The 21972-nt window shown below is 70.7% G+C and carries 22 protein-coding genes; 16 read left to right on the top strand and 6 right to left on the bottom strand.

Going from position 1 to position 21972, the window contains the following annotated elements; translation table 11 throughout:
• The first annotated feature begins 109 nt into the window (after nucleotides 1-109).
• The 9 genes from ACFZDC_RS26600 to ACFZDC_RS26560 all read left to right on the top strand — a co-directional run bounded on the left by ACFZDC_RS26600 (nucleotide 110) and on the right by ACFZDC_RS26560 (nucleotide 7898).
• The gene (locus ACFZDC_RS26600) at nucleotides 110-754 is read left to right on the top strand and encodes an HAD-IA family hydrolase (protein ID WP_391327736.1); all 645 of its coding nucleotides are present in this window, start codon (nucleotides 110-112) and stop codon (nucleotides 752-754) included.
• Between the two features lie 93 nt (nucleotides 755-847).
• Nucleotides 848-1585: a VC0807 family protein gene (locus ACFZDC_RS26595; protein WP_391327735.1), complete on the top strand. Its 738-nt coding sequence runs from the start codon at nucleotides 848-850 to the stop codon at nucleotides 1583-1585.
• 81 nt (nucleotides 1586-1666) lie between these two features.
• The gene (locus ACFZDC_RS26590; protein ID WP_391327733.1) at nucleotides 1667-2878 is read left to right on the top strand and encodes an MFS transporter; all 1212 of its coding nucleotides are present in this window, start codon (nucleotides 1667-1669) and stop codon (nucleotides 2876-2878) included.
• Nucleotides 2829-4001: an acetoin utilization protein AcuC gene (locus tag ACFZDC_RS26585; RefSeq protein WP_391327731.1), complete on the top strand. Its 1173-nt coding sequence runs from the start codon at nucleotides 2829-2831 to the stop codon at nucleotides 3999-4001. Before ACFZDC_RS26590 ends, ACFZDC_RS26585 begins: the two co-directional genes overlap by 50 nt.
• 133 nt (nucleotides 4002-4134) lie before the next feature.
• Complete coding sequence (locus tag ACFZDC_RS26580) at nucleotides 4135-4950, top strand: phosphatase (protein WP_391327729.1); 816 nt, start codon at nucleotides 4135-4137, stop codon at nucleotides 4948-4950.
• Nucleotides 4951-5079: 129 nt separating this feature from the next.
• Complete coding sequence (locus ACFZDC_RS26575) at nucleotides 5080-5292, top strand: helix-turn-helix domain-containing protein (RefSeq protein ID WP_004984898.1); 213 nt, start codon at nucleotides 5080-5082, stop codon at nucleotides 5290-5292.
• A 134-nt stretch (nucleotides 5293-5426) separates the two neighbouring features.
• A complete protein-coding gene (locus ACFZDC_RS26570) occupies nucleotides 5427-5525 on the top strand; it encodes a 30S ribosomal protein bS22 (RefSeq protein WP_003948845.1) in 99 nt (32 codons plus the stop codon).
• Between the two features lie 241 nt (nucleotides 5526-5766).
• The gene (locus ACFZDC_RS26565; protein ID WP_391327727.1) at nucleotides 5767-6828 is read left to right on the top strand and encodes an NAD-dependent epimerase/dehydratase family protein; all 1062 of its coding nucleotides are present in this window, start codon (nucleotides 5767-5769) and stop codon (nucleotides 6826-6828) included.
• Between the two features lie 14 nt (nucleotides 6829-6842).
• The gene (locus ACFZDC_RS26560) at nucleotides 6843-7898 is read left to right on the top strand and encodes a 1-acyl-sn-glycerol-3-phosphate acyltransferase (protein WP_391327725.1); all 1056 of its coding nucleotides are present in this window, start codon (nucleotides 6843-6845) and stop codon (nucleotides 7896-7898) included.
• Nucleotides 7899-7980: 82 nt separating this feature from the next.
• On the opposite strand, the gene ACFZDC_RS26555 is transcribed toward ACFZDC_RS26560, so the two are convergent.
• The 3 genes from ACFZDC_RS26555 to ACFZDC_RS26545 form a co-directional block, all read right to left on the bottom strand.
• Complete coding sequence (locus ACFZDC_RS26555; protein ID WP_391327723.1) at nucleotides 7981-9210, bottom strand: DUF5667 domain-containing protein; 1230 nt, start codon at nucleotides 9208-9210, stop codon at nucleotides 7981-7983.
• Between the two features lie 233 nt (nucleotides 9211-9443).
• Nucleotides 9444-10223, bottom strand: coding sequence for an ECF subfamily RNA polymerase sigma factor, BldN family (locus ACFZDC_RS26550; protein WP_391327721.1), 780 nt, complete (start codon nucleotides 10221-10223; stop codon nucleotides 9444-9446).
• A gap of 393 nt (nucleotides 10224-10616) precedes the next feature.
• Nucleotides 10617-11537: an HAD-IB family hydrolase gene (locus ACFZDC_RS26545; RefSeq protein ID WP_391327719.1), complete on the bottom strand. Its 921-nt coding sequence runs from the start codon at nucleotides 11535-11537 to the stop codon at nucleotides 10617-10619.
• 94 nt (nucleotides 11538-11631) lie between these two features.
• Here ACFZDC_RS26545 and ACFZDC_RS26540 point away from each other — a divergent pair, with 94 nt between their 5' ends.
• From ACFZDC_RS26540 to ACFZDC_RS26510, 7 genes are all read left to right on the top strand, one after another.
• The gene (locus ACFZDC_RS26540; RefSeq protein WP_391327717.1) at nucleotides 11632-11913 is read left to right on the top strand and encodes a glutaredoxin family protein; all 282 of its coding nucleotides are present in this window, start codon (nucleotides 11632-11634) and stop codon (nucleotides 11911-11913) included.
• 246 nt (nucleotides 11914-12159) lie between these two features.
• Complete coding sequence (locus ACFZDC_RS26535) at nucleotides 12160-12924, top strand: redox-sensing transcriptional repressor Rex (RefSeq protein ID WP_391327715.1); 765 nt, start codon at nucleotides 12160-12162, stop codon at nucleotides 12922-12924.
• On the top strand, nucleotides 12921-14636 hold the full coding sequence (locus ACFZDC_RS26530; protein ID WP_391327714.1) for a glutamyl-tRNA reductase: 1716 nt from the start codon (nucleotides 12921-12923) through the stop codon (nucleotides 14634-14636). Before ACFZDC_RS26535 ends, ACFZDC_RS26530 begins: the two co-directional genes overlap by 4 nt.
• Nucleotides 14633-15592, top strand: coding sequence for a hydroxymethylbilane synthase (gene hemC, locus ACFZDC_RS26525; protein WP_391327712.1), 960 nt, complete (start codon nucleotides 14633-14635; stop codon nucleotides 15590-15592). The genes ACFZDC_RS26530 and hemC overlap by 4 nt, the downstream gene beginning before the upstream one ends.
• Nucleotides 15589-17301, top strand: a complete 1713-nt coding sequence (locus ACFZDC_RS26520; protein WP_391327711.1) for a uroporphyrinogen-III synthase — start codon at nucleotides 15589-15591, stop codon at nucleotides 17299-17301. Before hemC ends, ACFZDC_RS26520 begins: the two co-directional genes overlap by 4 nt.
• Nucleotides 17302-17665: 364 nt before the next feature.
• Entirely contained in the window at nucleotides 17666-18658 is a 993-nt protein-coding gene (gene hemB / locus ACFZDC_RS26515) for a porphobilinogen synthase (RefSeq protein WP_391327709.1), read from the top strand.
• A gap of 211 nt (nucleotides 18659-18869) precedes the next feature.
• Nucleotides 18870-20072, top strand: a complete 1203-nt coding sequence (locus ACFZDC_RS26510; protein ID WP_391327707.1) for an aminotransferase class I/II-fold pyridoxal phosphate-dependent enzyme — start codon at nucleotides 18870-18872, stop codon at nucleotides 20070-20072.
• A gap of 7 nt (nucleotides 20073-20079) precedes the next feature.
• Here the strand turns inward: ACFZDC_RS26510 and ACFZDC_RS26505 are convergent, their stop codons facing one another.
• Genes ACFZDC_RS26505 through ACFZDC_RS26495 form a run of 3 tightly spaced genes read right to left on the bottom strand, consistent with a single transcriptional unit; the run spans nucleotide 20080 to nucleotide 21898 of the window.
• On the bottom strand, nucleotides 20080-20895 hold the full coding sequence (locus tag ACFZDC_RS26505) for a DUF4253 domain-containing protein (RefSeq protein ID WP_391327705.1): 816 nt from the start codon (nucleotides 20893-20895) through the stop codon (nucleotides 20080-20082).
• 32 nt (nucleotides 20896-20927) lie between these two features.
• Nucleotides 20928-21116, bottom strand: a complete 189-nt coding sequence (locus ACFZDC_RS26500) for a DUF397 domain-containing protein (RefSeq protein ID WP_391327704.1) — start codon at nucleotides 21114-21116, stop codon at nucleotides 20928-20930.
• On the bottom strand, nucleotides 21113-21898 hold the full coding sequence (locus tag ACFZDC_RS26495; protein WP_391327702.1) for a Scr1 family TA system antitoxin-like transcriptional regulator: 786 nt from the start codon (nucleotides 21896-21898) through the stop codon (nucleotides 21113-21115). Before ACFZDC_RS26495 ends, ACFZDC_RS26500 begins: the two co-directional genes overlap by 4 nt.
• Between the last annotated feature and the right edge of the window lie 74 nt (nucleotides 21899-21972).

The following is a 21972-nucleotide window of genomic DNA, read 5'->3' as shown; positions in this document are numbered from 1 at the left end:
CAGGGGGGACCCTGTGGGAGAGTAGGACGCCGCCGAACAATCTTTGGGAAAACCCCCGCATCGAAAGATGCGGGGGTTTTCTGCGTTCCGGGTCCTTTAGGGTCGAGGCATGCGCTACGACCTGATCATCTTCGACAACGACGGTGTCCTCGTGGACAGTGAGCCGATCTCCAACCGGCACCTGGCCGCCTATCTGACCGAGCTGGGGCACCCGACGTCGTACGAGGACTCCATCCGGGACTACATGGGTTCGGCCATGCACCGGATCCACGAGCTGGTGCTGGAGCGGACGGGGCAGCAGCTGCCGGACGACTTCGACGATGTCCTCCACGCCCGCGTGTTCGCCGCTTTCGAACGGGAGTTGAAGCCCGTGGCCGGCGTCGACGGCGTGCTGGAGAAGCTGGCCGCCGACGGGGTGCCGTACTGTGTCGCCTCCTCCGGGAGCCATGAGCGGATCCGGGTCGGGCACCGGGCGACCGGACTCGACCGGTGGTTCGAGGAAGAGAGGATCTTCAGCTCACAGGATGTGGGACGCGGCAAGCCGGCGCCCGATCTCTTCCTCTTCGCGGCCGAGCGGATGGGTACCGCCCCGCAGCGGTGCCTGGTCATAGAGGACTCACCGCTGGGCGTGCGGGCGGCCGTGGCGGCCGGGATGGACGTGTACGGGTTCACCGCGATGACACCGGCGGTGAAGCTCGCGGGCGCCAGCCAACTCTTCTCCAGCATGGGCGAGTTGGCTGATCTGCTGGTATGACCCGGGCCACCGTTCCGGGCCTGACAATTGTCATGCGGACCTCCGGACGATCGTTTCTAGTGGGGGACCCCGCCCAGCGGCGAAGCTGAGGGCATGACGAAGAACACGGGGACCCAGGGCCGGAGCAACGGCCAGAAGCAGAACCCGAGTGTGCTGGACAACTTCAGGCCGCTGCTCATGGACGTGGCGGTGCCGCTCGGCTCGTACTACCTCTTCAAGGACGCCTTCGGGATGAGCACCTTCGCGGCGCTCGCCTGGAGCAGCGTGGTGCCGGCGGTGCGGACCGTGTGGGGTCTGGTCAAGGAGCGCAGGACCAATGCGCTGGCCGGCCTCATCCTGGTCGTCAACGTCGTCTCGCTGCTGCTGAGCTTCGTGTCCGGTGACCCGCGGCTGATGCTCGCCAAGGACAGCGGGGTCAGCAGCACGGTCGCCATCGGGATCCTGGTCTCCGTCGTGTTCGGCAAGCCGATGATGACCGCCGGTATGAAGCCCTTCCTCATCAAGGGCGACACGGCCAGGGAGGCCGCCTGGGAGCGGTTGATGACCGGAGTGGGCACCAGGTCCGAGGGCTTCCGGCGGAAGGAGAAGGCGTTCTCCGTCGTCTGGGGCCTGGCGCTGCTCGCCGAGTGCGTCGTGCGGGTCGTGGGCGCGTACACCATCCCCGTCGACACCATGGTGTGGCTGGGCACGGTGATCATGCTCGGTGCGATCGCGGTCGGCATCGTGGTCGGCGGCGGCCTGGCCGTCGGGCCGATGGAGCAGCTGCTGGCCGCCGAGGTCGAGGCCGGTGCCGGCCGGGTCGAGCAGCCTGCGGTCGCCGTCGCCGCCTGACCCTCCGCCGAGCAAAGCTGAAGGAAATTCATCTTTGGCTGGACCTACCCAGCGGTAGCCCGGGGCCCTACGCTCGCCGCCATGACTGGTGTGCTGCGGCGCGGTAGGGCCTCGCTGGCGTTCAGCTTCTTCGCGCAGGGCGCCACCTTCGCACTGCTGGTGACGCGCATCCCGGCCGTCCAGGACCGGTACGGCGTCTCCGACGCGCTGCTGCCCGTCTTCCTGGCCGCCGTACCGATCCTCGCCGGTGTCGGCAGCGTGACGACCGAGCACCTGGTGAAGCGGGTCCGGCCCAGTCGGCTGCTGCGCTGGTCCCAGCCGGTGGTGCTGCTGGCGCTGCTCGGGGTGGGGGCCGGTGGGGTGATGGGGGAGCTGGGGTTGGCCCTGGCCGCGTTCGGGCTTGCCGTGGGGGCGCTGGACGCCTCCATGAACATGCTCGGGGTCAGTCTCCAGCGGACGTACGGGCGCAGCATCATGCTGAGTTTCCACGCCGTCTACAGCCTGGGCGGGATCGTGGGGGCCTCGCTCGCCTGGGCCGGGGCGCACTGGCATCTCGCCCTGTGGGTGTCGTACCTGCCGGTGGTGGCCGTGCTGCTGCCGGGGGCGCTGGTGGGGAGCCGGTGGTACGTCGACGGGGATCCGGCGCCTGTGGAGGAGGGCGCCGGCCAGGGCGGGCGTGTCGTCTTCAGGCTGCTGCTGCCGCTGTGTCTGGTGATGACCTTCGCCTACATCGGGGACTCGACCGTCTCCAACTGGAGTGCGAAGTACCTGAAGGATGTGCTGCGGAGCTCCGAGCAGCTGGCGACGGTGCCGTACAACGTGTACATGGTGACCACGCTGGTGGGGCGGGCCATCGGGGACTTCGGGGTGCGGCGGTTCGGGGCGGCCGTGGTGGTACGGCTCGGGGCGCTGGTGGCGGCCGGGGGGTTCGCGGTGGTGTCCGTGGCACCGGACGCGTGGGTCGGGATGCTCGGGTTCACCCTGCTGGGGCTGGGTCTGTGTGTGCTGGTACCGCAGACCTTCGCGGCGGCGGGACGGCTCTTCCCGGGCGCCTCGGACGCGGCGATCGCCCGGCTCAACATCTTCAACTACGTAGGTTTCCTGATCGGTTCTCCGTTGGTGGGGGCGCTCGGGGATGCCTGGAGCTACCGGGGCGCCATGCTCGTGCCGATGGTGTTGGTGCTGGTGACGTTGGGATACGCCAGGTCGTTCGCGGCTCAACCGGACCGATACGGTGGCGGGCATGAGCGGCCGCGCACAGCTGATGTGGGACGAGGCAGTAACGGGCTATGACTTCGGTCCGGACCATCCGATGGATCCGGTCCGGCTGGAACTGACCCGGAAGCTGGTGGATGCTTTCGGGCTCCACCGGGAGATGACGGTGGTGGCGGCGAAAGCGGCCGGGGAGTCGACGCTGCGGCTGGTCCACCGGGAGGACTACATCGACGCCGTGAAGGCCGCGTCGGCGGATCCGGGGTCGGCCGACGGGTCGTACGGGCTCGGCACGGTGGACGATCCGGCGTTCGCCGGGATGCACGAGGTGTCCGCGCTGATCGCGGGGCAGTCGGTGGGGGCGGCGGAGGCGGTGTGGCGGGGGGACGCCGATCACGCCGTGAACTTCGCGGGCGGGCTGCATCATGCGATGCCCGGGGGTGCGTCGGGGTTCTGTATCTACAACGACGCCGCCCTGGCCATCGCGCGGCTGCTGGAGCTGGGCGCCCAGCGGGTCGCGTATGTGGACGTCGACGTGCATCACGGGGACGGGGTGCAGGCGGCGTTCTGGGAGGATCCGCGGGTTCTGACGATCTCGCTGCACGAGCATCCGCGTACGTTGTTCCCGCAGACCGGGTGGCCGCAGGAGACCGGGGCCGGGGCGGGCAAGGGGGCGGCCGTGAACGTGGCGCTGCCGGCCGGCACCGGGGACGCGGGGTGGCTGCGCGCGTTTCACGCGGTGGTGCCGGAGCTGCTCGCCGAGTTCCGGCCGCAGGTGCTGGTGTCGCAGCACGGCGCGGATACGCACTTCGAGGACCCGCTCGCGCATCTTGCCGTGTCCTTGGACGCGCAGCGGGCCGTGCAGGTGGCGTGTCACGGGCTGGCGCACGAGTACGCGGGCGGCAAGTGGGTCGCGTTGGGGGGCGGCGGGTACGCGGTGGTGGATGTGGTGCCGCGGTCGTGGACGCATCTGGTGGGGATCGCCGCGGGGCGGGAGGTCGCGCCGGAGACGGTGATTCCCGAGGGGTGGCGGCGGGAGGTGTTCGCCCGGACCCGGCAGTTGGGGCCACAGCGGATGACCGATGGGCGGTGGCCGGTGTCGTTCGCTTCGTGGGAGTCGGGGTACGACCCCGCCGACCGCTTGGATCAGGCGGTGCTGGCCACTCGTCGGGCCGTGTTTCCGCTGCGCGGGCTGTTGGCGTGAGCCACCAGGGGGCTCCGTGCCCCTGGACCGGCCGGCCCGACTCGGGGAGTCGAAAGAGTTTCCATTACGCCAACCGTGCGGTGTTCGCCCGTTCTGCCTGCCTCTCCTCTCCTCATGAGCCACCATCGCACCCGTGTTGACCGCCGATGCCCTCCGTGCGCATCTGCTGGCTGCCCGGCTTGCCGGGGAGGTGGCCACCTCTCGGGAGGACAGTCTTCGTAGCTATCGGCTGTTCGCGGCCCGGGATCCCCGTGTGTTGATCGGCATCGATCCGGAGTGGGGTTGGGGTGAGCGGGAGTTGCTTGCCCTGATGGCGGAGAAGTGCGGAGTTTCGGCCGATCCTCTGCACACTTCTGGGTCGGATGTGATCGACCCGGAGCGGACGCTGGCCGCGTTGGACGCCTTCGCGGAGCGGATCCGGAGTGCGGCCCGGCGTGGTGTGCCCGTGCTCCTCGGGACCGGGCATCCGCATCGGCTGCTCGGTTTCTACGGTGGCTTGGCGGACGCGTTGTCGGCAGTGGGGTGTGAGGTGCTCACCCCGGCGCAGGGTCGCTCTGTCGACATAGTGACCCGGTTCGGTCTACGTACGTACAACCTGGACTACGTACGAGGTGTTGCCTTGGTGCGGGAACCGGAGGTCGAGCGCCCCGGTTGTGAGCCGGGTGCGCACTGCCACTCACCGCTCCCGGTTCGGGTCGCCCTGTCCGCTGCTGCCGACGCCGGCGGGCCGCTGCCCGAGCTGGTGATCGGCGACCACGGCTGGGTCTGCGGTGCAGGTCAGCTGGGGTTCGAGGCGATCGGACTCGCGGACACGGACGACCCCGCGCTGTTCGTCGGGGAGGCTCAGGGAGTCGTGTCCGTCGCCGTTCCGGTTGATGACGCAGTGCCGTCTGTTTACTACCGGCCGCTCACCCGCTACGTACTCAATCGAGCCTGTCTGTCACAGTAGGCCGCCGATGGGTGCACCTCTTCCCCACTCGCATCACCCGCCCCTAGTCTGGGGAGTGAGCACGCAACGACGAAGAGTCACCGGAAGGGGAAGCCGGTGGCCGTCGAGTGCGGAAGGTTCAGGTGTGTCATGGCTGCAGCTGGCGAGAGGCCTCTGAACGAGGTTCAGTTCCTTACCGTGGCGGAGGTCGCCTCGGTGATGCGAGTGTCGAAGATGACCGTGTACCGGCTGGTGCACAGTGGTCATCTGCCCGCGATCCGGGTGGGGCGGTCCTTCCGCGTCCCCGAGCAAGCGGTACACGAGTACCTCCGCGAGAGTTATGTGGGGGTGGAGACGGCCTGACGGCGCTTCCGGCAGACGCCGGAGCACCCCTCGATTACAAGCTCAACGCGCGAGCGGGTAGGCTAGCCCCTCGTAGGTCGTGTGGGCCCATGGCGCCCAAACAACCGAGTGATGAGAAGTGAGCGAGGGTAGTCGTGGGCTCTGTTATCAAGAAGCGGCGCAAGCGGATGGCCAAGAAGAAGCACCGCAAGCTGCTCAAGCGCACGCGCGTTCAGCGCCGCAACAAGAAGTAAGCGGCGCCGCGAGAGCGTGATCTGTGGCCCCCCATCCGCATGGATGGGGGGCCACAGGCGTATCCGGACACGCATTCCACGGCCGTCTCGGCGGCATCGGCATATTCCGACTGGTGAATTTCCGTCACCTCGCGCATCGGGCGGTCATCACAGTGCAACACCAACCCGCTAAGTTGGCCGCACACGGGGAACGCGGGTTGAGAGCAGGTTGCGCACGAGATCGGGAAGGAAGGCGCTGATCTTGGGGAAGGTCGTGCTCGTCACCGGAGTGGCCCGGCAACTGGGCGGCCGGTTCGTGCGGCGGATCCAGCGTGACCCGGAGGTGGACCGGGTGATCGCCGTGGACGTGGTGCCGCCGGCGCACCATCTGGGTGGTGCCGACTTCATCCAGGCCGACATCAGGCAGCCCACCATCGCCCGGGTGCTCGCCGAGACGGCCGCCGACACGGTCGTCCACATGGATGTCACCGGCACCGCGCTGGGCGGCGGCAGCCGGGCCACGGTGAAGGAAACCAACGTCATCGGCACCATGCAGCTGCTCGGCGCCTGCCAGAAGTCGCCGACCGTGCAGCGGCTGGTGGTGAAGTCCAGTACGCATGTCTACGGATCCGCGCCGCGGGATCCTGCCGTGTCCACCGAGACGACTCCGCCCAAGTCGCTGCCCAGCGGCGGGTTCGCGAAGGACTCGGTGGAGGTCGAGGGGTATGTGCGCGGGTTCGCCCGGCGGCGGCCGGACGTCGCCGTGTGTGTGCTGCGCTTCGCCAACATCCTGGGGTCGACCGCGGACACGCCGCTCGCCTCGTACTTCGCGTTGCCCGTCCTGCCGACCGTGTTCGGCTACGACCCCCGGCTGCAGTTCGTGCACGAGGACGACGTCATCGAGGTGCTGCGGATCGCCTCCCACGAGCCACGCCGGGGCACTCTCAACAGCGGCACCTTCAACATCGCGGGCGACGGCGTGCTGCTGCTCTCGCAGTGCTCCAGGCGTCTGGGCCGGCCCACCGTGCCGCTGCTGCTGCCCGCGGTCACCTGGGTCGGCTCGCTGGTGCGTACGCTGGGTATGACGGACTTCTCGCCGGAGCAGATCCGGCTGCTCACGCACGGCCGGGTGGTGGCCACCGACCAGATGCGCGAGACGCTGGGATTCCAGCCCAAGTACACGACGGCGGAGACGTTCGCGGATTTCGCGCGCAGCCAGGGCCCCGGGCTGCTGCCGCCGGAGGCCCTCGCGGGGGCCATCGACCGGGTCGCCGCGCTTGCCGTGAAGGGCAGCGGGCACCTCCCGACGCAGAGCGCCAACTGAGGAGCGCAGCAACGATGGCGGACGCCAAGGTCATTCCGTTCGACGACGACCGGTCCCGCGGGAGCGCCGCCCAGCGGCCGTCGCGGCGCCGCGGCGCCGGGAGCAGGCGCGGCGCGGCCGGCGAGCCCGCACCGGTCCGCGAGGTCCAGCCCCTGCCCACCAGGGCCGTCCCGCAGGATGAGGGGCCCGTGACCCGCGAGGAAGAGCCGTCGGCCAAGCCGCACGTCGACGGCGGGCTCGAGCGCCGCATCGCGAGCGGCCTGGCCTTCCTGCGCCGCCGGCTCACCGGGGACTACGAGGTCGACGACTTCGGTTACGACGAGGAGCTGACCGACCAGGTCCTGATGTCGCTGCTGCGGCCGGTGTACGAGAAGTACTTCCGGGTCGAGGTGAAGGGCATCGAGAACATTCCGGCCGACGGCGGGGCGCTGATCGTCGCCAACCACTCCGGGACGCTGCCGCTGGACGGCCTGATGATGCAGGTCGCGGTGCACGACCACCACCCGGCCGGCCGGCATCTACGGCTCCTCGCGGCCGACATGGTCTTCGTGCTGCCTGTGGTCAACGAGCTGGCCCGCAAGCTGGGGCACACCCTCGCCTGCGCCGAGGACGCCCAAAGGCTGCTGGAGCAGGGTGAACTGGTCGGGGTGATGCCGGAGGGCTTCAAGGGCATCGGCAAGCCGTTCAGCGAGCGCTACAAGCTCCAGCGGTTCGGGCGGGGCGGTTTCGTCTCCACGGCGTTGCGTCAGGGTGCGCCGATCATCCCGTGCTCGGTCGTCGGGGCCGAGGAGATCTACCCGATGATCGGCAACGCCAAGACCCTCGCCCGGCTGCTGGGCTTCCCGTACTTCCCGCTGACGCCGACCTTCCCGTGGCTGGGCCCGCTGGGGGCGGTCCCGCTCCCCACCAAGTGGACGATCCAGTTCGGCGAGCCGATTCCCACGGACGGTTATCCGCCGGAGGCGGCCGAGGATCCGATGCTGATGTTCAACCTGACCGACCAGGTCCGCGAGCAGATCCAGCACACGCTCTACAAGTTGTTGGTGCAGCGGCGGTCGGTGTTCTTCTGACGGGTTCGGCGGTTTCGGCGGTACGGCAACGGGGGCGCTCCTGCTCGGAGAGGGGCGCCCCCGCCGTCGTGTCTCCAGGGGGTCAGCCGGCGTCCTCGCCGTCGATGCCCAGGCCGGGCAGGAGGCCCGGAAGGAGCGGTGGGAGGGTGACGTCCGGCTCGCTCGTCGGGAGCTTCGTGGTGGCCGGGGAGCCGCCGTCGGAGCCGGTCTTGGGCGGGTCGAGCAGACCGCCCGTGTTGCCGCCGAGCAGGCCGTCGCCGCTGTCGCCGGTGGCCGAATCGCTGGGGCTGCCGGAGCCCGCGTGCTGGCCGGCGGAAGGCGTGTTGCCGGAGCTGGGCGCGGTCGAGCGGTGGGCACCGGACGAGCCGGTGGATGCCGAGCCGGAGCCGTGCCGGGTGCCTCCGCCGGACTGCGCGGGTGGCTGCGGGAGCAGGGACCGCAGCGGGGCGACCTCGTCGTCTATGGCGTCGAACACCGACGAGACCTGCTGTTTGACGTCTCCCAGCTGCACGGGCAGCCGGTCGCTCAGCGCGCTCCAGGCCTTGCGGTGCGACTGAGAGAAGGCGGAGAGTGCCTGGATGGGGCCCAGGGAATCCGGGTCGCGCTCATAGGCCGCGTGCAGCAGCCGGTGGCCTTCGGTCGCGTCGTGCTGCATGCCGGACAGGGTGCGGCGGATCTCGCCGATGGACTCGTGGTCGAGGTGGCCGCCGCGGCCGCGCTCCATCAGCCGACGTGCCTCGCTCAGCCGGGTGGAGGCCTGGTCGAGGTACGTCTGGCCGCGCTCGCCGTCCCCGTCGCTCAGGTAGTTGAGCTTGAAGTCCTCCATGCCGCGTTTGAGTCCGTACAGCGAGTCGCCGGGCAGGGCGTCGGAACTCGCGGCGGCGACTCCGCCGAAGGCCCCGGCGGCCACGCCGACGCTGAGCCCGCCCGCGGCGAGTCCCTTGGTCAGTCTCGAACGCGGTCTGAGTTTGCCCAGCGGGCTCGCCCGGTGCGCACCCCGGCTGCTGCGGGGACGCTGCTCGGGCACCGATGCACCCGCCGCCCCGGTCCCCTCCTGGAGCATGGCCTCCATAGCGGCCACCAGCTGGGCGCGCTGGACGACCTTGACCTCGGGGTCGAGCTGCGGCCTTGGCAGCGCGAGGAGGCCCGTCGCGAGGGCCAAGAGCTCGCCCCGCCCGGACTGTTCCTCGGTGGCCGGCGGCGATAGCGCCGGTGCTGCGGACTGCTCGGCCGCCGTGTCCCGGTCGGACTGCTCCTCCAGGGCCTGGGCGAAGGCGTTCGCCCGCCGGTGCGCCGATACGTTCGCGATCACTGGCGGCACCTCCTCTCGTCATGACAGTCGACTCCCCAGGGGGTCCTGAGGGTTGCACGCCCACGACCACTTCCCCCGATCGAGCGATCAGGGTCGGCCAGGACGTGACCACAGGGAGCCTGTATCCCGCACAACGAGTGGCTCGGCACTTGGGTTACGGACGGCGGATGATCGGCTCAGGAAAGCAACGGTCTTTCACGGAGCGTGAGTTGGCGTCGCTCAGGGTGTTGACGTCAGCGGGCGTCGTCCGGCAGGAGCCGGGCGAGCGTGCGCACCGCCCGGTACTGGAGGGTCTTGATGGCCCCCTCGTTCTTGCCCATCACGCGGGCGGTCTCGGCGACGGAGAGCCCCTGGAGGAAGCGGAGCGTCACACACTCCTGCTGCTGGGGGTTGAGCCGGCGTACGGCGTCCAGCAGGGCGGCGTTCGAGAGGGACTCCAGGACGGAGTCCTCCGGGGAGCGCTCGACCTCGTTGGCGTCGAGCATCTCGCCGGTGGTGACCTCCAGGCGGAAGCGGCTGGACTTGAAGTGGTCGGCGACGAGGTTACGGGCGATGGTCACCAGCCACGCGCCGAAGTCCCGGCCCTGCCAGGTGAAGGTGCCGATCCTGCGGAGCGCCCGCAGAAAGGTCTCACTCGTCAGGTCCTCGGCGGTCGCCTTGCCGCCCACCCGGTAGTAGATGTAGCGGTACACCGTGTCGCTGTACTGGTCGTAGAGCCGGCCGAAGGCCTCGGCCTCCCCCGCCTGGGCACGCTCGACGAGGTCCATCATCCGGGCGCTGTCGCTGTCGGCGGCCGGGCGGCGGGCGGTGGGCGCGCCGGTGGAGCGGCCTCGTCTGCCGACCGCTGCGCTGCCCTCGGCCAGTGCGTAGCACGGGCCGAGGGGCGCGGCGGCGGCGAAGGCGGGGACGCCGTACGCGGTGGGGACGAAGCCGCGCAGCGTCTCCTTGACCGCTGCGACTGCTGTACGCAGCGTAGCCAGGCCCGAGGCGTCAACCCCGACGTGTGGGTACACGGGACTCCCAGAGGCAGAGCTTTCATCACGTGCAGTGCGGGACCGTTCACCCGTCGTAGCGACGGAGGGGTACCGGTATGCGTCTGAGGAGAATAACGCTTCGTGCAGGCGCTGCTACACCGAGTTGCTCAAATCACCGATTGCGTCGCTTCTGTTATCGATTGACGCCCTATCAAGTTCCACAGAGTGATCGGTTGTTGACCGGAAAAGGGTCGGTTTCGGCGAAGTGAGGGCGTGTTGGGGAAGGGACGGCATAATCCGGCGGCAGGGGACAGGTTTCGGCGTCGCTGGGCATGACCGCGCGAGTCGGCCGGTGATCGACTCGGTGCGTCGGCCGGGCCGGGGGGTGGGGGTGACCGCGGGATCGGTGCGTTCCGCTGATCGGGTGCCGGGTTATCGACGACGCCGGCTCAGTGCGATCGCTGCCGCGGTGCCGCCGGCCACGGCGCCCACTCCCGCCGCGGCCGGGATGCCGACCTTCGCCGCCTTCCGGCCCGTGCGGTAGTCCCGGAGGCGCCAGTCCTTCTCGCGGGCATGCCTGCGCAGCTTGGCGTCGGGGTTGATGGCGTACGGGTGACCGACCAGGGACAGCATCGGGATGTCGTTGTGGCTGTCGCTGTAGGCGGCGCAGCGGGAGAGGTCGAGGCCCTCCGCCGCGGCCAGGGCGCGCACCGCCTCCGCCTTCGCGGGGCCGTGCAGGGGTTCGCCGACCAGCTTGCCGGTGTAGACGCCGTCGACCGACTCCGCCACCGTGCCCAGCGCGCCCGTCAGACCCAGCCGTCGCGCGATGACCTGCGCGATCTCCACCGGTGCCGCGGTGACCAGCCACACCTTCTGGCCCGCGTCGAGGTGGGCCTGGGCCAGGGCGCGGGTGCCCGGCCAGATGCGCTCGGCCATGTACTCGTCGTAGATCTCCTCGCCGATGGCCTTGAGCTCGGCGACGCGGTGGCCCTTGACGATCGAGAGGGCGGAGTCCCGGGCGTTTTGCATGTGCTCCGGGTCCTCCACGCCGGCCAGCCGGAACCACGCCTGCTGCCAGGCGAACTTGGCGAGGTCGCGCGTCTCGAAGAACTTCCGCTTGTACAGGCCCCGCCCGAAGTGGAACAGCGCGGCGCCCTGCATCACGGTGTTGTCGAGGTCGAAGAAGGCGGCGGCCTTGTCGTCGCCGAGCACCGGGAAGGCCGGTTCGCGCACGGCGACCTGCGGAACTTCCTGCGAGGACTTGCGGGCAGCCTCCGCCGAGGCCTCGCCTGCCAACACGCTCCGCGCCGTGGCGGAGCGCCTACGGGGAGTGAGCCATCCGAGAGCGGCCATGGCGTGAGCATAGCCAGTCCGTCCGGTGGTTCCGGAGTCGAGAGGTTTGAAGGGTGTGAACTCTCCGCGACCTCGTCGTTAAAGAGGCGGGAGAATGGCCGGCATGAGTCCCCTCTTCCGGCGTAAGGCCGCCCCCCAGGAGCGGTTGGTCACCCTCATCCGCAAGCCCGGCTGTCATCTGTGCGACGACGCGCAGACCGTGATCGAGAAGGTCTGCGGCGAACTCGGCGTCCCCTGGGAACGAAAGGACATCACCGAGGACCCTGCACTGCACGACGAGTACTGGGAGCAGATCCCGGTCGTCCTCGTGGACGGCCGGCAGCACACCTTCTGGCGGGTGGACGAGGCCCGCCTCCGCAAGGAACTGACCGAGTAGTACAAGAGGCCGTCGAACGTCGCTTAGGATCGACGGTGGTTTGGTCTCGGGGGCGGGATATGCGAGGAGTGTGGCGTTTTGCCCCCGCGAACGGCGCCAGGGAGCACATGCGTGACCCCGGTCACGTTGGCCGGGCAAATCGGACACCATCTTTGTGCACGCGTTCACAAAGACATAGCCTGCTGTCGACGGGGCGGTCCGGGAACGTATGACCGCCTGCAGCCCCGCTCTACCCGCAGGAGCACCGTGGCAACTGGCCGAACACACCGACCGGCGACCCGTAGCCGAGGGATTCCCGAGGCCACCGTCGCCCGCCTTCCGCTGTACCTCCGAGCCCTGACCGCACTGTCGGAGCGCTCGGTACCCACGGTCTCCTCCGAGGAGCTGGCCGCGGCGGCGGGGGTCAACTCCGCCAAGCTGCGCAAGGACTTCTCGTACCTGGGTTCCTACGGAACGCGCGGTGTCGGCTACGACGTGGAGTATCTCGTCTACCAGATCTCCCGTGAACTCGGCCTGACCCAGGACTGGCCGGTTGTGATCGTCGGTATCGGTAACCTCGGCGCCGCCCTCGCCAACTACGGCGGGTTCGCCTCCCGCGGCTTCCGGGTGGCCGCGCTGATCGACGCCGACCCGGCGATGGCCGGCAAGCCGGTCGCGGGCATCCCCGTCCAGCACACCGACGAGCTCGAGAAGATCATCAAGGACAACGGGGTGTCGATCGGTGTGATCGCGACCCCCGCCGGTGCCGCCCAGCAGGTCTGCGACCGGCTCGTGGCCGCCGGTGTGACCTCCATCCTGAACTTCGCGCCGACCGTGCTGTCCGTCCCGGACGGCGTCGACGTGCGCAAGGTCGACCTCTCCATCGAGCTGCAGATCCTCGCCTTCCACGAGCAGCGCAAGGCCGGTGAGGAGACCGCCGCCGGCGACGGCGCGCGGCCCGCGGCCACCCCGCGCGACGACTCCGCCGACCAGGGACCCGACGGGGACGTGCCCGCCGTGATGCCGGCATGAGTCTCCTCGTCGTGGGACTGAGCCACCGCAGCGCCCCGGTCAGCGTGCTGGAGCGGGCGGCGCTGAGCGCGGACGCCCAGACCAAGCTGCTCCAGGACACGGTCGCCGCCGAGCCGGCCACCGAGGCCGCGGTGCTCGCCACCTGCAACCGCATCGAGCTGTACGCCGACGTGGACAAGTTCCACGCCGGTGTCGCGGAGCTGTCCACGCTGCTCGCCCAGCACAGCGGGGTCGGCCTCGAGGAGCTGACTCCCTATCTCTACGTGCACTACGAGGACCGGGCCGTCCACCACCTGTTCTCGGTGGCCTGCGGGCTGGACTCGATGGTCGTCGGCGAGGGGCAGATCCTCGGGCAGATAAAGGACTCCCTGGCCCGCACCCAGGAGCTGCACACCGCCGGCAGGCTGCTGAACGACCTGTTCCAGCAGGCCCTGCGGGTCGGCAAGCGCGCCCACTCCGAGACCGGCATCGACCGTGCCGGCCAGTCCCTGGTCACCTTCGGCCTGGAGCGGCTGGCCGTCGGCGCAGAGGTCCAGGGATGGGCCACGGGCCGGAAGGCGCTGGTCATCGGCGCCGGTTCGATGTCCTCGCTGGCCGCCGCCACGCTCGCGCGTGCCGGGGTCGCCGAGATCGTCGTCGCCAACCGCACCTTCGAGCGCGCCGAGCGGCTCGCCCTCCTGCTCGAAGAGCAATACGGACGCGGCCCGGCCGGCGGCGACGACACGGGCGTGGCCGCCCGCGCGGTACCGATGGACGCGGTGCCGGGCGAGCTGACACGTGCCGACGTCGTCGTCTCCTGTACCGGGGCGACGGGTCTGGTGCTCACGGCGGAGGCGGTCGCGCAGGCGGTCGAGGGCCGCACCGGGCAGCCTGCCGCCGACACCGGTTCCACGGCCGTGAGGCACCCGGCCCCGCTGCCGCCCACCAGCGTCGGCACCGAGGAGAACTGCCCGCTGGACCTGGCCGCCGTGCAGGGCGCCACCGGCTTCTCCGTGCTCGGCGAGGCCGCCGTGGCCGGCATGGACGCGGCCACCCTGGAACAGCACGCCGCCTGGGTGGACAACGGCACCCTGGACCGCCGCGCGCGGCGCAGCCCCGAGGCGGACGCCGAGCTGATCACCGCGCTCGCCGCGACCGCCGCCACGGTCGGCCGCATCCCCGAGCGCCGCAAGCCCGAGCCGGTCGCCGGCGTCCCGCGCCCGGCGCCCGTCCTGTTCCTCCTCGACCTCGCCATGCCCCGCGACATCGACGCGGCCGTGCACCGGCTGGCCGGGGTGCGCCTGGTGGACATCGAGTCCCTGGCGGAGGCTTCCGCCGACGCGCCGATGGCGGCCGACGTGGACGAGGTCCGGCGTATCGTCTCCGACGAGGTCGCGGCCTTCGGCGCGGCACAACGGGCGGCGCACATCACGCCGACCGTGGTCGCGCTGCGCACCATGGCCGCCGACGTCGTCGCCAGTGAGATCGCGCGGCTCGACGGCCGCCTGCCCGACCTGGACGAACGCCAGCGCGGCGAGATCCGGCAGGCCGTGCACCGGGTCGTCGACAAGCTGCTGCACGCGCCGACCGTACGGGTCAAGCAGCTCGCGGCCGAGCCCGGCGGCGCCGGGTACGCGGACGCGCTGCGCACCCTGTTCGACCTCGACCCCGAGACGGTGGCCGCCGTCTCCCGGGCCGGGGACAGCACAGACAAGAAGGACCGACCGGCATGACTGAGAAGGCACTGAGACTGGGGACCAGGCGCAGCAAGCTCGCCATGGCCCAGTCCGGGCAGGTGGCGGACGCCGTGAGCCGGGTGACCGGCCGGCCCGTCGAGCTGGTCGAGATCACCACGTACGGCGATGTCTCCCGCGAGGCGCTCGCGCAGATCGGCGGCACCGGCGTGTTCGTCACGGCGCTGCGCGACGCGCTGCTGAAGGGCGAGGTGGACTTCGCGGTTCATTCGCTCAAGGACCTGCCGACCAGGCAGCCCGAGGAACTCGTCCTGGCCGCCGTACCGGTGCGCGAGGACCCGCGGGACGTGATCGTCGCCCGGGACGCGCTGAAGTTCACGGACCTGCCGCGGGGCGCCCGCATAGGCACGGGTGCGCCGCGTCGCATGGCGCAGCTGAACGCGTACGCACGCACCCACGGGCTGGACATAGAGACGGTCCCGATCCGCGGCAACGTCGACACGCGGATCGGATACGTCCGCGACGGCGAACTGGACGCCGTCGTCCTGGCCGCCGCCGGACTGAACCGGATAGGCCGGTTCGACGAGGTCACCGACTTCCTGTCGGTCGACACGGTTTTGCCCGCCCCCGGCCAGGGGGCCCTGGCGATCGAGTGCACCGCGGACAACGCGGACCTCGTCGCCGCGCTCGCTGAGCTCGACGACCCGTTCACGCGGGCCGCCGTGACCGCCGAGCGGTCACTGCTCGCCGCCCTGGAAGCCGGCTGCAGCGCCCCCGTGGGCGCGCTGGCCGACCTCCTGGCCGACGGGCAGTCTGTCAAGGAAATGCGCCTGCGCGGCGTCGTCGGCACGACCGACGGCACCCGCACGGTGCAGCTGTCCACCACCGGTCCCGTGCCCCAGACGCACGACCAGGCGTGGGCACTCGGTCGCGAACTCGCCACCGAGATGCTCGCCCGGGGCGCGGCCGGTCTGATGGGGGAGCAAGCACAGTGAGCCCCACCACTCTTCCCGCCGCCGGTCCGGAACACGGGCACGTCACCTTCCTCGGTGCCGGACCCGGGGATCCGGGACTGCTGACTCTGCGCGCCGTGGAGGCGCTGTCGAACGCGGACGTCCTGGTCGCCGAGCACGACGTGCTCGACGTGATCCGGACGCACGCCCGGCAGGGCGTCTCCGTCGTGCGGACGGATGCGGATCCCTCCGCTCTCCCGCCGCCGGGCACGGGCACGCCCCAGCTGACGGTCGTTGACGGCACGTCAACAACCGCCGCTGCCCCGGCTGCTGTCCGGGATGCCGCTCATCTTGTCATGGAGGCCGCGCGGGGCGGCAGGCGGGTCGTCCGTGCGGTGTCCGGGGACCCGGGACTTGATACGTACGCGGCCGAGGAAATGCTCGCCTGCGCCGCCGCCGGTGTGCCCTTCGAGGTGGTACCGGGTGTGGCGGCGGTGGTCGGTGTGCCCGCGTACGCCGGTGTGCCGCTGCGGGACGCCGAGGGCGCGGACGTCCGCTTCGTGGACGCCCGTACCGCCTCCGACCGCTGCTGGACGGAGGTGGGCGCCTCGGACGGCACGGTGGTCGTGTCGACGACGCTGGACTCCGTGGCCGCGGCGGCGGGCGAGCTGGTCTCGGCGGGCCGCAAGCCGGACACCCCGCTGACCGTCACCATCGCCGGTACGACGACCCGTCAGCGGACCTGGACGGCGACGCTCGGCACGATCGCGCAGACGCTGAAGCAGGCCAAGGTGCTGCCGTCGCCCGATGGCGGCCGGCCGGTGATAGCCGTGGTCGGTGAGCGTTCCGCCGTCGCCCGCCGCGACCAGCTGTCGTGGTTCGAGTCCAAGCCGCTGTTCGGCTGGAAGGTGCTCGTGCCGCGTACGAAGGAGCAGGCGGCGTCGCTCTCCGACCAGCTGCGGTCCTACGGTGCCGTGCCGCACGAGGTTCCGACGATCGCCGTCGAACCGCCGCGCACGCCCCAGCAGATGGAACGTGCCGTCAAGGGCCTGGTGACGGGCCGGTACGAGTGGATCGCCTTCACCTCGGTCAACGCGGTCAAGGCGGTGCGGGAGAAGTTCGAGGAGTACGGGCTCGATGCTCGTGCCTTCGCGGGGATCAAGGTCGCCGCGGTGGGCGAGCAGACCGCCAAGGCGCTGGTCGCCTTCGGCGTGAAGCCGGATCTGGTCCCCTCGGGTGAGCAGTCGGCCGCGGGTCTGCTGGAGGACTGGCCGCCGTACGACCCGGTGTTCGACCCGATCGACCGTGTCTTCCTGCCCCGGGCGGACATCGCCACCGAGACCCTGGTGGCCGGTCTGATCGAGCTGGGCTGGGAGGTCGACGACGTCACGGCCTACCGGACCGTCCGCGCCTCGCCCCCGCCGGTGGAGACCCGCGAGGCCATCAAGGGCGGCGGCTTCGACGCGGTGCTCTTCACGTCGTCTTCCACTGTCCGGAACCTGGTGGGTATCGCGGGCAAGCCGCACAACGTGACGGTGATCGCGTGCATCGGTCCGGCGACGGCCAAGACGGCTGAGGAACACGGCCTGCGGGTCGACGTCATGGCTCCGGAGCCGTCGGTGCACAAGCTGGCGGAGGCGCTGGCGGACTTCGGCCTGAAGCGGCGGGCTGCCGCGCTGGAGGCCGGCGACCCGGTGACCCGGCCGAGCGAACGCCGGCCGGGGGCGCGGCGGCGCAGGTCGACAACTTGAGGCCAGGGAAGTGAGGTGGCGGAACGCGCCGTGGCGGCGCGTTCCGCCATCGCGCGTTTGCGGCGTTTGCGCGCCGGTGGCGGCCGGGGCGGGGCCTGGCGTCGGCTGGAAGATCTGAGCCGGACGCGCCCCCTGAAACCGCAGGTCGCGGGACCAATGGTGGGCCCGAATCCTCCACTTGCCCATGCCGGGGACCCATGGTGGCGACGCGGGGCGCAGTCCATCAGTTCGCACGGTCCCAGGGGAGCGAAGCCGACCGGCGTCGCCTGGCGGACCTTCGCGTCCTGAGCCGGGGCTCCACTCCTCCTGCCGGTCGACAAGCCGTCGGCAAGAGGGGCCCTCGCCCGGGCGTAGCGTAGAGGGCATGACGAAGTACGGATCCTTCCCCGGTACGCGTCCCCGGCGGTTGCGCACCACCCCCGTCATGCGCCGCATGGTCGCCGAGACCCGGCTGCACCCCGCCGACTTCATCCTCCCGGCGTTCATCCGGGAGGGCGTCAGTGAGCCCGTGCCGATCGCGGCCATGCCCGGGGTCGTCCAGCACACCCGGGAGAGTCTGAAGAAGGCCGCCCTGGAGGCGGTGGAGGCCGGGGTCTCCGGGATCATGCTGTTCGGCGTGCCCGAGGAGAGCAAGAAGGACGCCCTCGGCACCCCGGGCACCGACCCCGACGGGATCCTCCAGGTCGCCATCCGCGACGTCCGCGCCGAGGTCGGCGACGACCTGCTGGTGATGTCCGACCTGTGCCTCGACGAGACCATCGACCATGGCCACTGCGGGGTGCTGGACGCGCAGGGGCGGGTCGACAACGACGCCACCCTGGAGCGGTACGCCGAGATGGCCAAGGTGCAGGCCGACGCCGGCGCCCATGTGGTCGGCCCGAGCGGGATGATGGACGGCCAGATCGGCGTCATCCGCGATGCGCTCGACCAGATCGGCCGTGAGGACGTCGCCATCCTCGCCTACACCGCCAAGTACTCCTCCGCCTTCTACGGCCCCTTCCGCGAGGCCGTCGCCTCTTCGCTGCAGGGTGACCGCAAGACGTACCAGCAGGACCCCGCCAACTGGCGTGAGTCCCTGCGGGAGCTGGAGCTGGACCTGGCCGAGGGCGCCGACATGGTGATGGTCAAGCCGGCCGGACCGTACCTGGACATCCTGGCCCGGGTCGCCGACAGCGTGGACGTTCCCGTCGCCGCCTACCAGATCTCCGGCGAGTACTCGATGATCGAGGCCGCCGCCGAGAAGGGCTGGGTCGACCGCGACCGGGCCATCTTCGAGACCCTGACGGGCATCAAGCGGGCCGGGGCACGGAACATCCTCACGTACTGGGCGACCGAAGCGGCACGCAAGCTGCGCTAGGGCCTGCCGGCGGATCATGCCGGAATCGCGGGGGCAGGGCGCGCCCGTCCGCGGGGTTGTCGTCGGTTGCCGATTCGCTGGGCCGCGCTCACCGCCCCTGGTCGGGTGCGGTCCGCCTCGGTGCGTCCGCATCGCGGAATTACCGGTGTAGACGGCACGTAACTTCCTAGGCTGCGCACCGAGACGTCCCGGAGCCGAAGGAGAGCCGACCATGACCGTCACCGAGCCCGCTCCACCCAGCGCTCCGCTGCCCCCGCTCGCCGCCCGTGCCCGCCGCGTGGGCGGTTCGCCGGTGCGGGACATCCTCGCGGTCACCGCACGCCCCGAGGTCATCAACTTCGCGGGCGGACTCCCGGCTCCCGAGCTGTTCGACCGGGACGGCATAGCGGCCGCCTTCCGGGACGTGCTGGCGCAGACCCCGGCGCAGGCGCTGCAGTACTCCACGACGGAGGGCGAGCCTGCCCTGCGCTCCGGACTGGCGGCCCGCATCACGGCCCGGGGGCTGCCCACCACCCCCGACGACCTCCTCGTCACCACCGGCTCCCAGCAGGCCCTGTCCCTGCTGGCCACGGCACTGATCGAACCCGGCGACACGGTCCTGGTCGAGAACCCCTGCTATCTGGCGGCACTTCAGGTCTTCGGCCTCGCGGGCGCCCGGGTGGTGCCCGTGCCGGGCGACGAGGAGGGCGTCGACCCGGCGGCCCTGGAGGAGGCGGTGCTGCGCGAGCGTCCGAAGCTGCTCTACCTCGTCCCCACCTTCCAGAACCCCACCGGCCGCACGATGCCCGCGCCGCGCCGGGAGGCCGTCGCCGCCGTGGCCGCCCGCAGAGGCCTGTGGATCATCGAGGACGACCCGTACGGCGAACTCCGCTACGACGGCGAGCGCGCGCCCTGGATCGCCGCCTGTCCCGGCGCCGAGGACCGGGTCGTCCTCCTCGGCTCCTTCTCCAAGGTCATGGCCCCCGGCCTGCGCCTCGGCTGGCTCCGCGCCCCCGCGGACCTGCGGCGGGCGTGCGCGGTGGCCAAGCAGGCGGTGGACCTGCACACGCCCACCCTCAACCAGCTCGCGGCGGCCCGTTACCTGGACGTCCTCGACACCCATGTCGCCCGCGTCCGCACCGCCTACGGCGAACGCCGGGACGCCATGCTGGCCGGCCTCCCCGACGCGCTCCCGGAGGGGTCGGTGTGGACCCGCCCCGAGGGCGGCATGTTCCTGTGGGTCCGGCTCCCGGGGTCCTACGACACCACGGCCCTGCTGCGCCGGGTGGTGGAACAGGACGTGGCCTACGTCCCGGGCGCCCCCTTCTACGCCGCCGACCCGGACCGCTCCACCCTCCGGCTGTGCTTCGTGACGCAGACGCCGGAGGAGATCGCGGAGGGGCTGAGGCGGCTGGGGCGGGGGCTGGGCCGCTGAGCGCCGGTCAGTCCCACCAGAAGGACCACGTCGGGTCGCCCACCAGCTCCTTGGCGTAGGCGCTCAGGGCGTCCGGGCCGTTCTCGACGATGTTGTCCGGGCAGAACGCGAAGTGCTCCGCCGCCACCGCCTCCGCCTCGGCCGGCGTGGTCGGCGGGGCCGCGACGGAGACGGTCAGGGTGTCGAAGGTGAGCGCCACCACCCGTATGCCGAAGCGGTCCTCCCAGGAGCGCAGCACCGTGCACAGGCGCGCCACGTCGTCCTCGTAGTTCAGCGGGCCGGTCCAGCCGATCGCCGCGGGGATGTCCGCCGACCGGCGCGCCGGGACCAGGGCCAGGTGCGGTTCCTTGAGCCAGGCGCGGGTGCCGTCCGTCAGTGAGTCCGCGATCTGTGCGGCGCGGGCGTCCGGCGCGACGACGGGGGAGGCGGCGGGCGCGAGGCCGGACCACTCGAACCCGAACGGCTCGATGCCCTCGGCCAGTTCCTCCTCCGCGTTGTCCTCCCAGTACTCCGCGAGGAGTTCCTCGGCGTCGTGATCGCCGGGGTACGACATCTCGCCCGGCATCAGTTCCCAGTTCTCCACCGGACCCTGGATCCCGCCCACGTCCACGAGCACCGGAAGCAGTCCCGCTCGTGCGGCCGGCATGCCCAGGGCCTTCCACGTACCGGGCGCGGCCGCCTTCTCGGCGTGCCACAGCAGGGGCTCGTGCCAGGGGCCGTCGTGCGTGGTCTCGATCAGCCTGCCGGGCGGAAGCTGAAGCCCGAGACTGCGGCCGCTGGGGTCGGTGGCCAGCCGGGGCAGCGGGTTGGGAAGAGTCGCCATGACGGTGACTCTAGAGGGCGGCACTGACAACGCTAGCGCGTGGCGAACTCCGTGAACGCGGCCCAAGTCGCCGGGGCCACCTGGAGGGTCGGGCCGTCGGCGGGGCTCTGCTTCGAGTCGCGGATGTGGATGGTGTGGGAGGAGACGGCCACTTCGAGGCACGCGCCGCCTTCGCTGCCGCTGTAGGTCGACTTGAACCACTGAAGCGCATCGGCGTTCATTGCTCTCCTAGCAGGCGGTCGAGCAGACCCATTGAGTCCTGGGTGTTCAGGGCCTGCGTCCGCAGCATCGCATACTTGCGCGCGAGTGCGGACACCTCATCCAGGTTGGAGACCCACTGGCTGCCTCGTTGCCCCTCAACGTAGGCCAGGTGCTGGTGGTCGGGAGTCTCCAGGAGGATGAACGGGCCGTCGAGACCGGCATGGTGAGGGCTCGTCATCGGCAGGAACTGCAAGGATGCGTTGGGGAGTTCGCTTGCTTCCCGCAAGCGCCGAAGCTGCTCCCTGCGGACCTCCGGCCCACCGACCTGGAGGTTCAGCACTGGTTCCCACACGACGAAGCTCAGCGTCGGCGGTACCTTCCGACTCAGGATCTCCTGGCGCTCCAGACGTGCCGCGAGCTTGGTCTCCATCTCGTCCTCGTCGTACGCCGGGATGCGCTCTCGCAGTACTGCCCGTGCGTATGCCTCCGTCTGAAGCAGGCCGGGGAGCACCGCGTTGTCGTACCAGGACAGCGCAATGGCCTCCCGCTCCTGATCCATGTACTCCTCGGCCCACAACGGAAACTGATCCACCTCCGGCAGGTTGGCCACCCCCGCCGCCAGCGTCCCCTTCGTGCCCAGGAACTCGTCGAAGATCTCGGCGATGTCCGGCTTCAGCGACCGTCGGCCCTGTTCGATGGAGGCGATCGTCTCCTCGTTGATGTTCAGTGCGGCACTCAGGCCCGACTGGCTCAACCCCGCCGCCCTGCGTGCCGTGGCCAGTTGACGGCCGAGCATCTTCATGGCCGACTGGTTCCTCCGAGAAGTCGTCATGCCGCTGAACTCCCCACACCTGCCCGTACACGACCCCGCCGGAC

This window comes from Streptomyces sp. NPDC007905 (assembly GCF_042959345.1).
Lineage (GTDB): Bacteria > Actinomycetota > Actinomycetes > Streptomycetales > Streptomycetaceae > Streptomyces.
This window is presented reverse-complemented; position numbering and strand designations above follow the sequence as displayed.

What these genes read in the sequence shown, in the direction of transcription:
- ACFZDC_RS26575 (WP_004984898.1), top strand. Translation starts at nt 5,080, where the DNA reads ATGGCTGCAGCTGGCGAGAGGCCTCTGAACGAGGTTCAGTTCCTTACC.
- ACFZDC_RS26500 (WP_391327704.1), bottom strand. Translation starts at nt 21,116, where the DNA reads ATGAACGCCGATGCGCTTCAGTGGTTCAAGTCGACCTACAGCGGCAGC.
- ACFZDC_RS26540 (WP_391327717.1), top strand. Translation starts at nt 11,632, where the DNA reads ATGGCCGGCATGAGTCCCCTCTTCCGGCGTAAGGCCGCCCCCCAGGAG.
- hemC (WP_391327712.1), top strand. Translation starts at nt 14,633, where the DNA reads ATGACTGAGAAGGCACTGAGACTGGGGACCAGGCGCAGCAAGCTCGCC.
- ACFZDC_RS26585 (WP_391327731.1), top strand. Translation starts at nt 2,829, where the DNA reads ATGAGCGGCCGCGCACAGCTGATGTGGGACGAGGCAGTAACGGGCTAT.
- ACFZDC_RS26545 (WP_391327719.1), bottom strand. Translation starts at nt 11,537, where the DNA reads ATGGCCGCTCTCGGATGGCTCACTCCCCGTAGGCGCTCCGCCACGGCG.
- ACFZDC_RS26505 (WP_391327705.1), bottom strand. Translation starts at nt 20,895, where the DNA reads ATGGCGACTCTTCCCAACCCGCTGCCCCGGCTGGCCACCGACCCCAGC.
- ACFZDC_RS26600 (WP_391327736.1), top strand. Translation starts at nt 110, where the DNA reads ATGCGCTACGACCTGATCATCTTCGACAACGACGGTGTCCTCGTGGAC.
- hemB (WP_391327709.1), top strand. Translation starts at nt 17,666, where the DNA reads ATGACGAAGTACGGATCCTTCCCCGGTACGCGTCCCCGGCGGTTGCGC.
- ACFZDC_RS26510 (WP_391327707.1), top strand. Translation starts at nt 18,870, where the DNA reads ATGACCGTCACCGAGCCCGCTCCACCCAGCGCTCCGCTGCCCCCGCTC.
- ACFZDC_RS26530 (WP_391327714.1), top strand. Translation starts at nt 12,921, where the DNA reads ATGAGTCTCCTCGTCGTGGGACTGAGCCACCGCAGCGCCCCGGTCAGC.
- ACFZDC_RS26595 (WP_391327735.1), top strand. Translation starts at nt 848, where the DNA reads ATGACGAAGAACACGGGGACCCAGGGCCGGAGCAACGGCCAGAAGCAG.
- ACFZDC_RS26495 (WP_391327702.1), bottom strand. Translation starts at nt 21,898, where the DNA reads ATGAAGATGCTCGGCCGTCAACTGGCCACGGCACGCAGGGCGGCGGGG.
- ACFZDC_RS26590 (WP_391327733.1), top strand. Translation starts at nt 1,667, where the DNA reads ATGACTGGTGTGCTGCGGCGCGGTAGGGCCTCGCTGGCGTTCAGCTTC.
- ACFZDC_RS26560 (WP_391327725.1), top strand. Translation starts at nt 6,843, where the DNA reads ATGGCGGACGCCAAGGTCATTCCGTTCGACGACGACCGGTCCCGCGGG.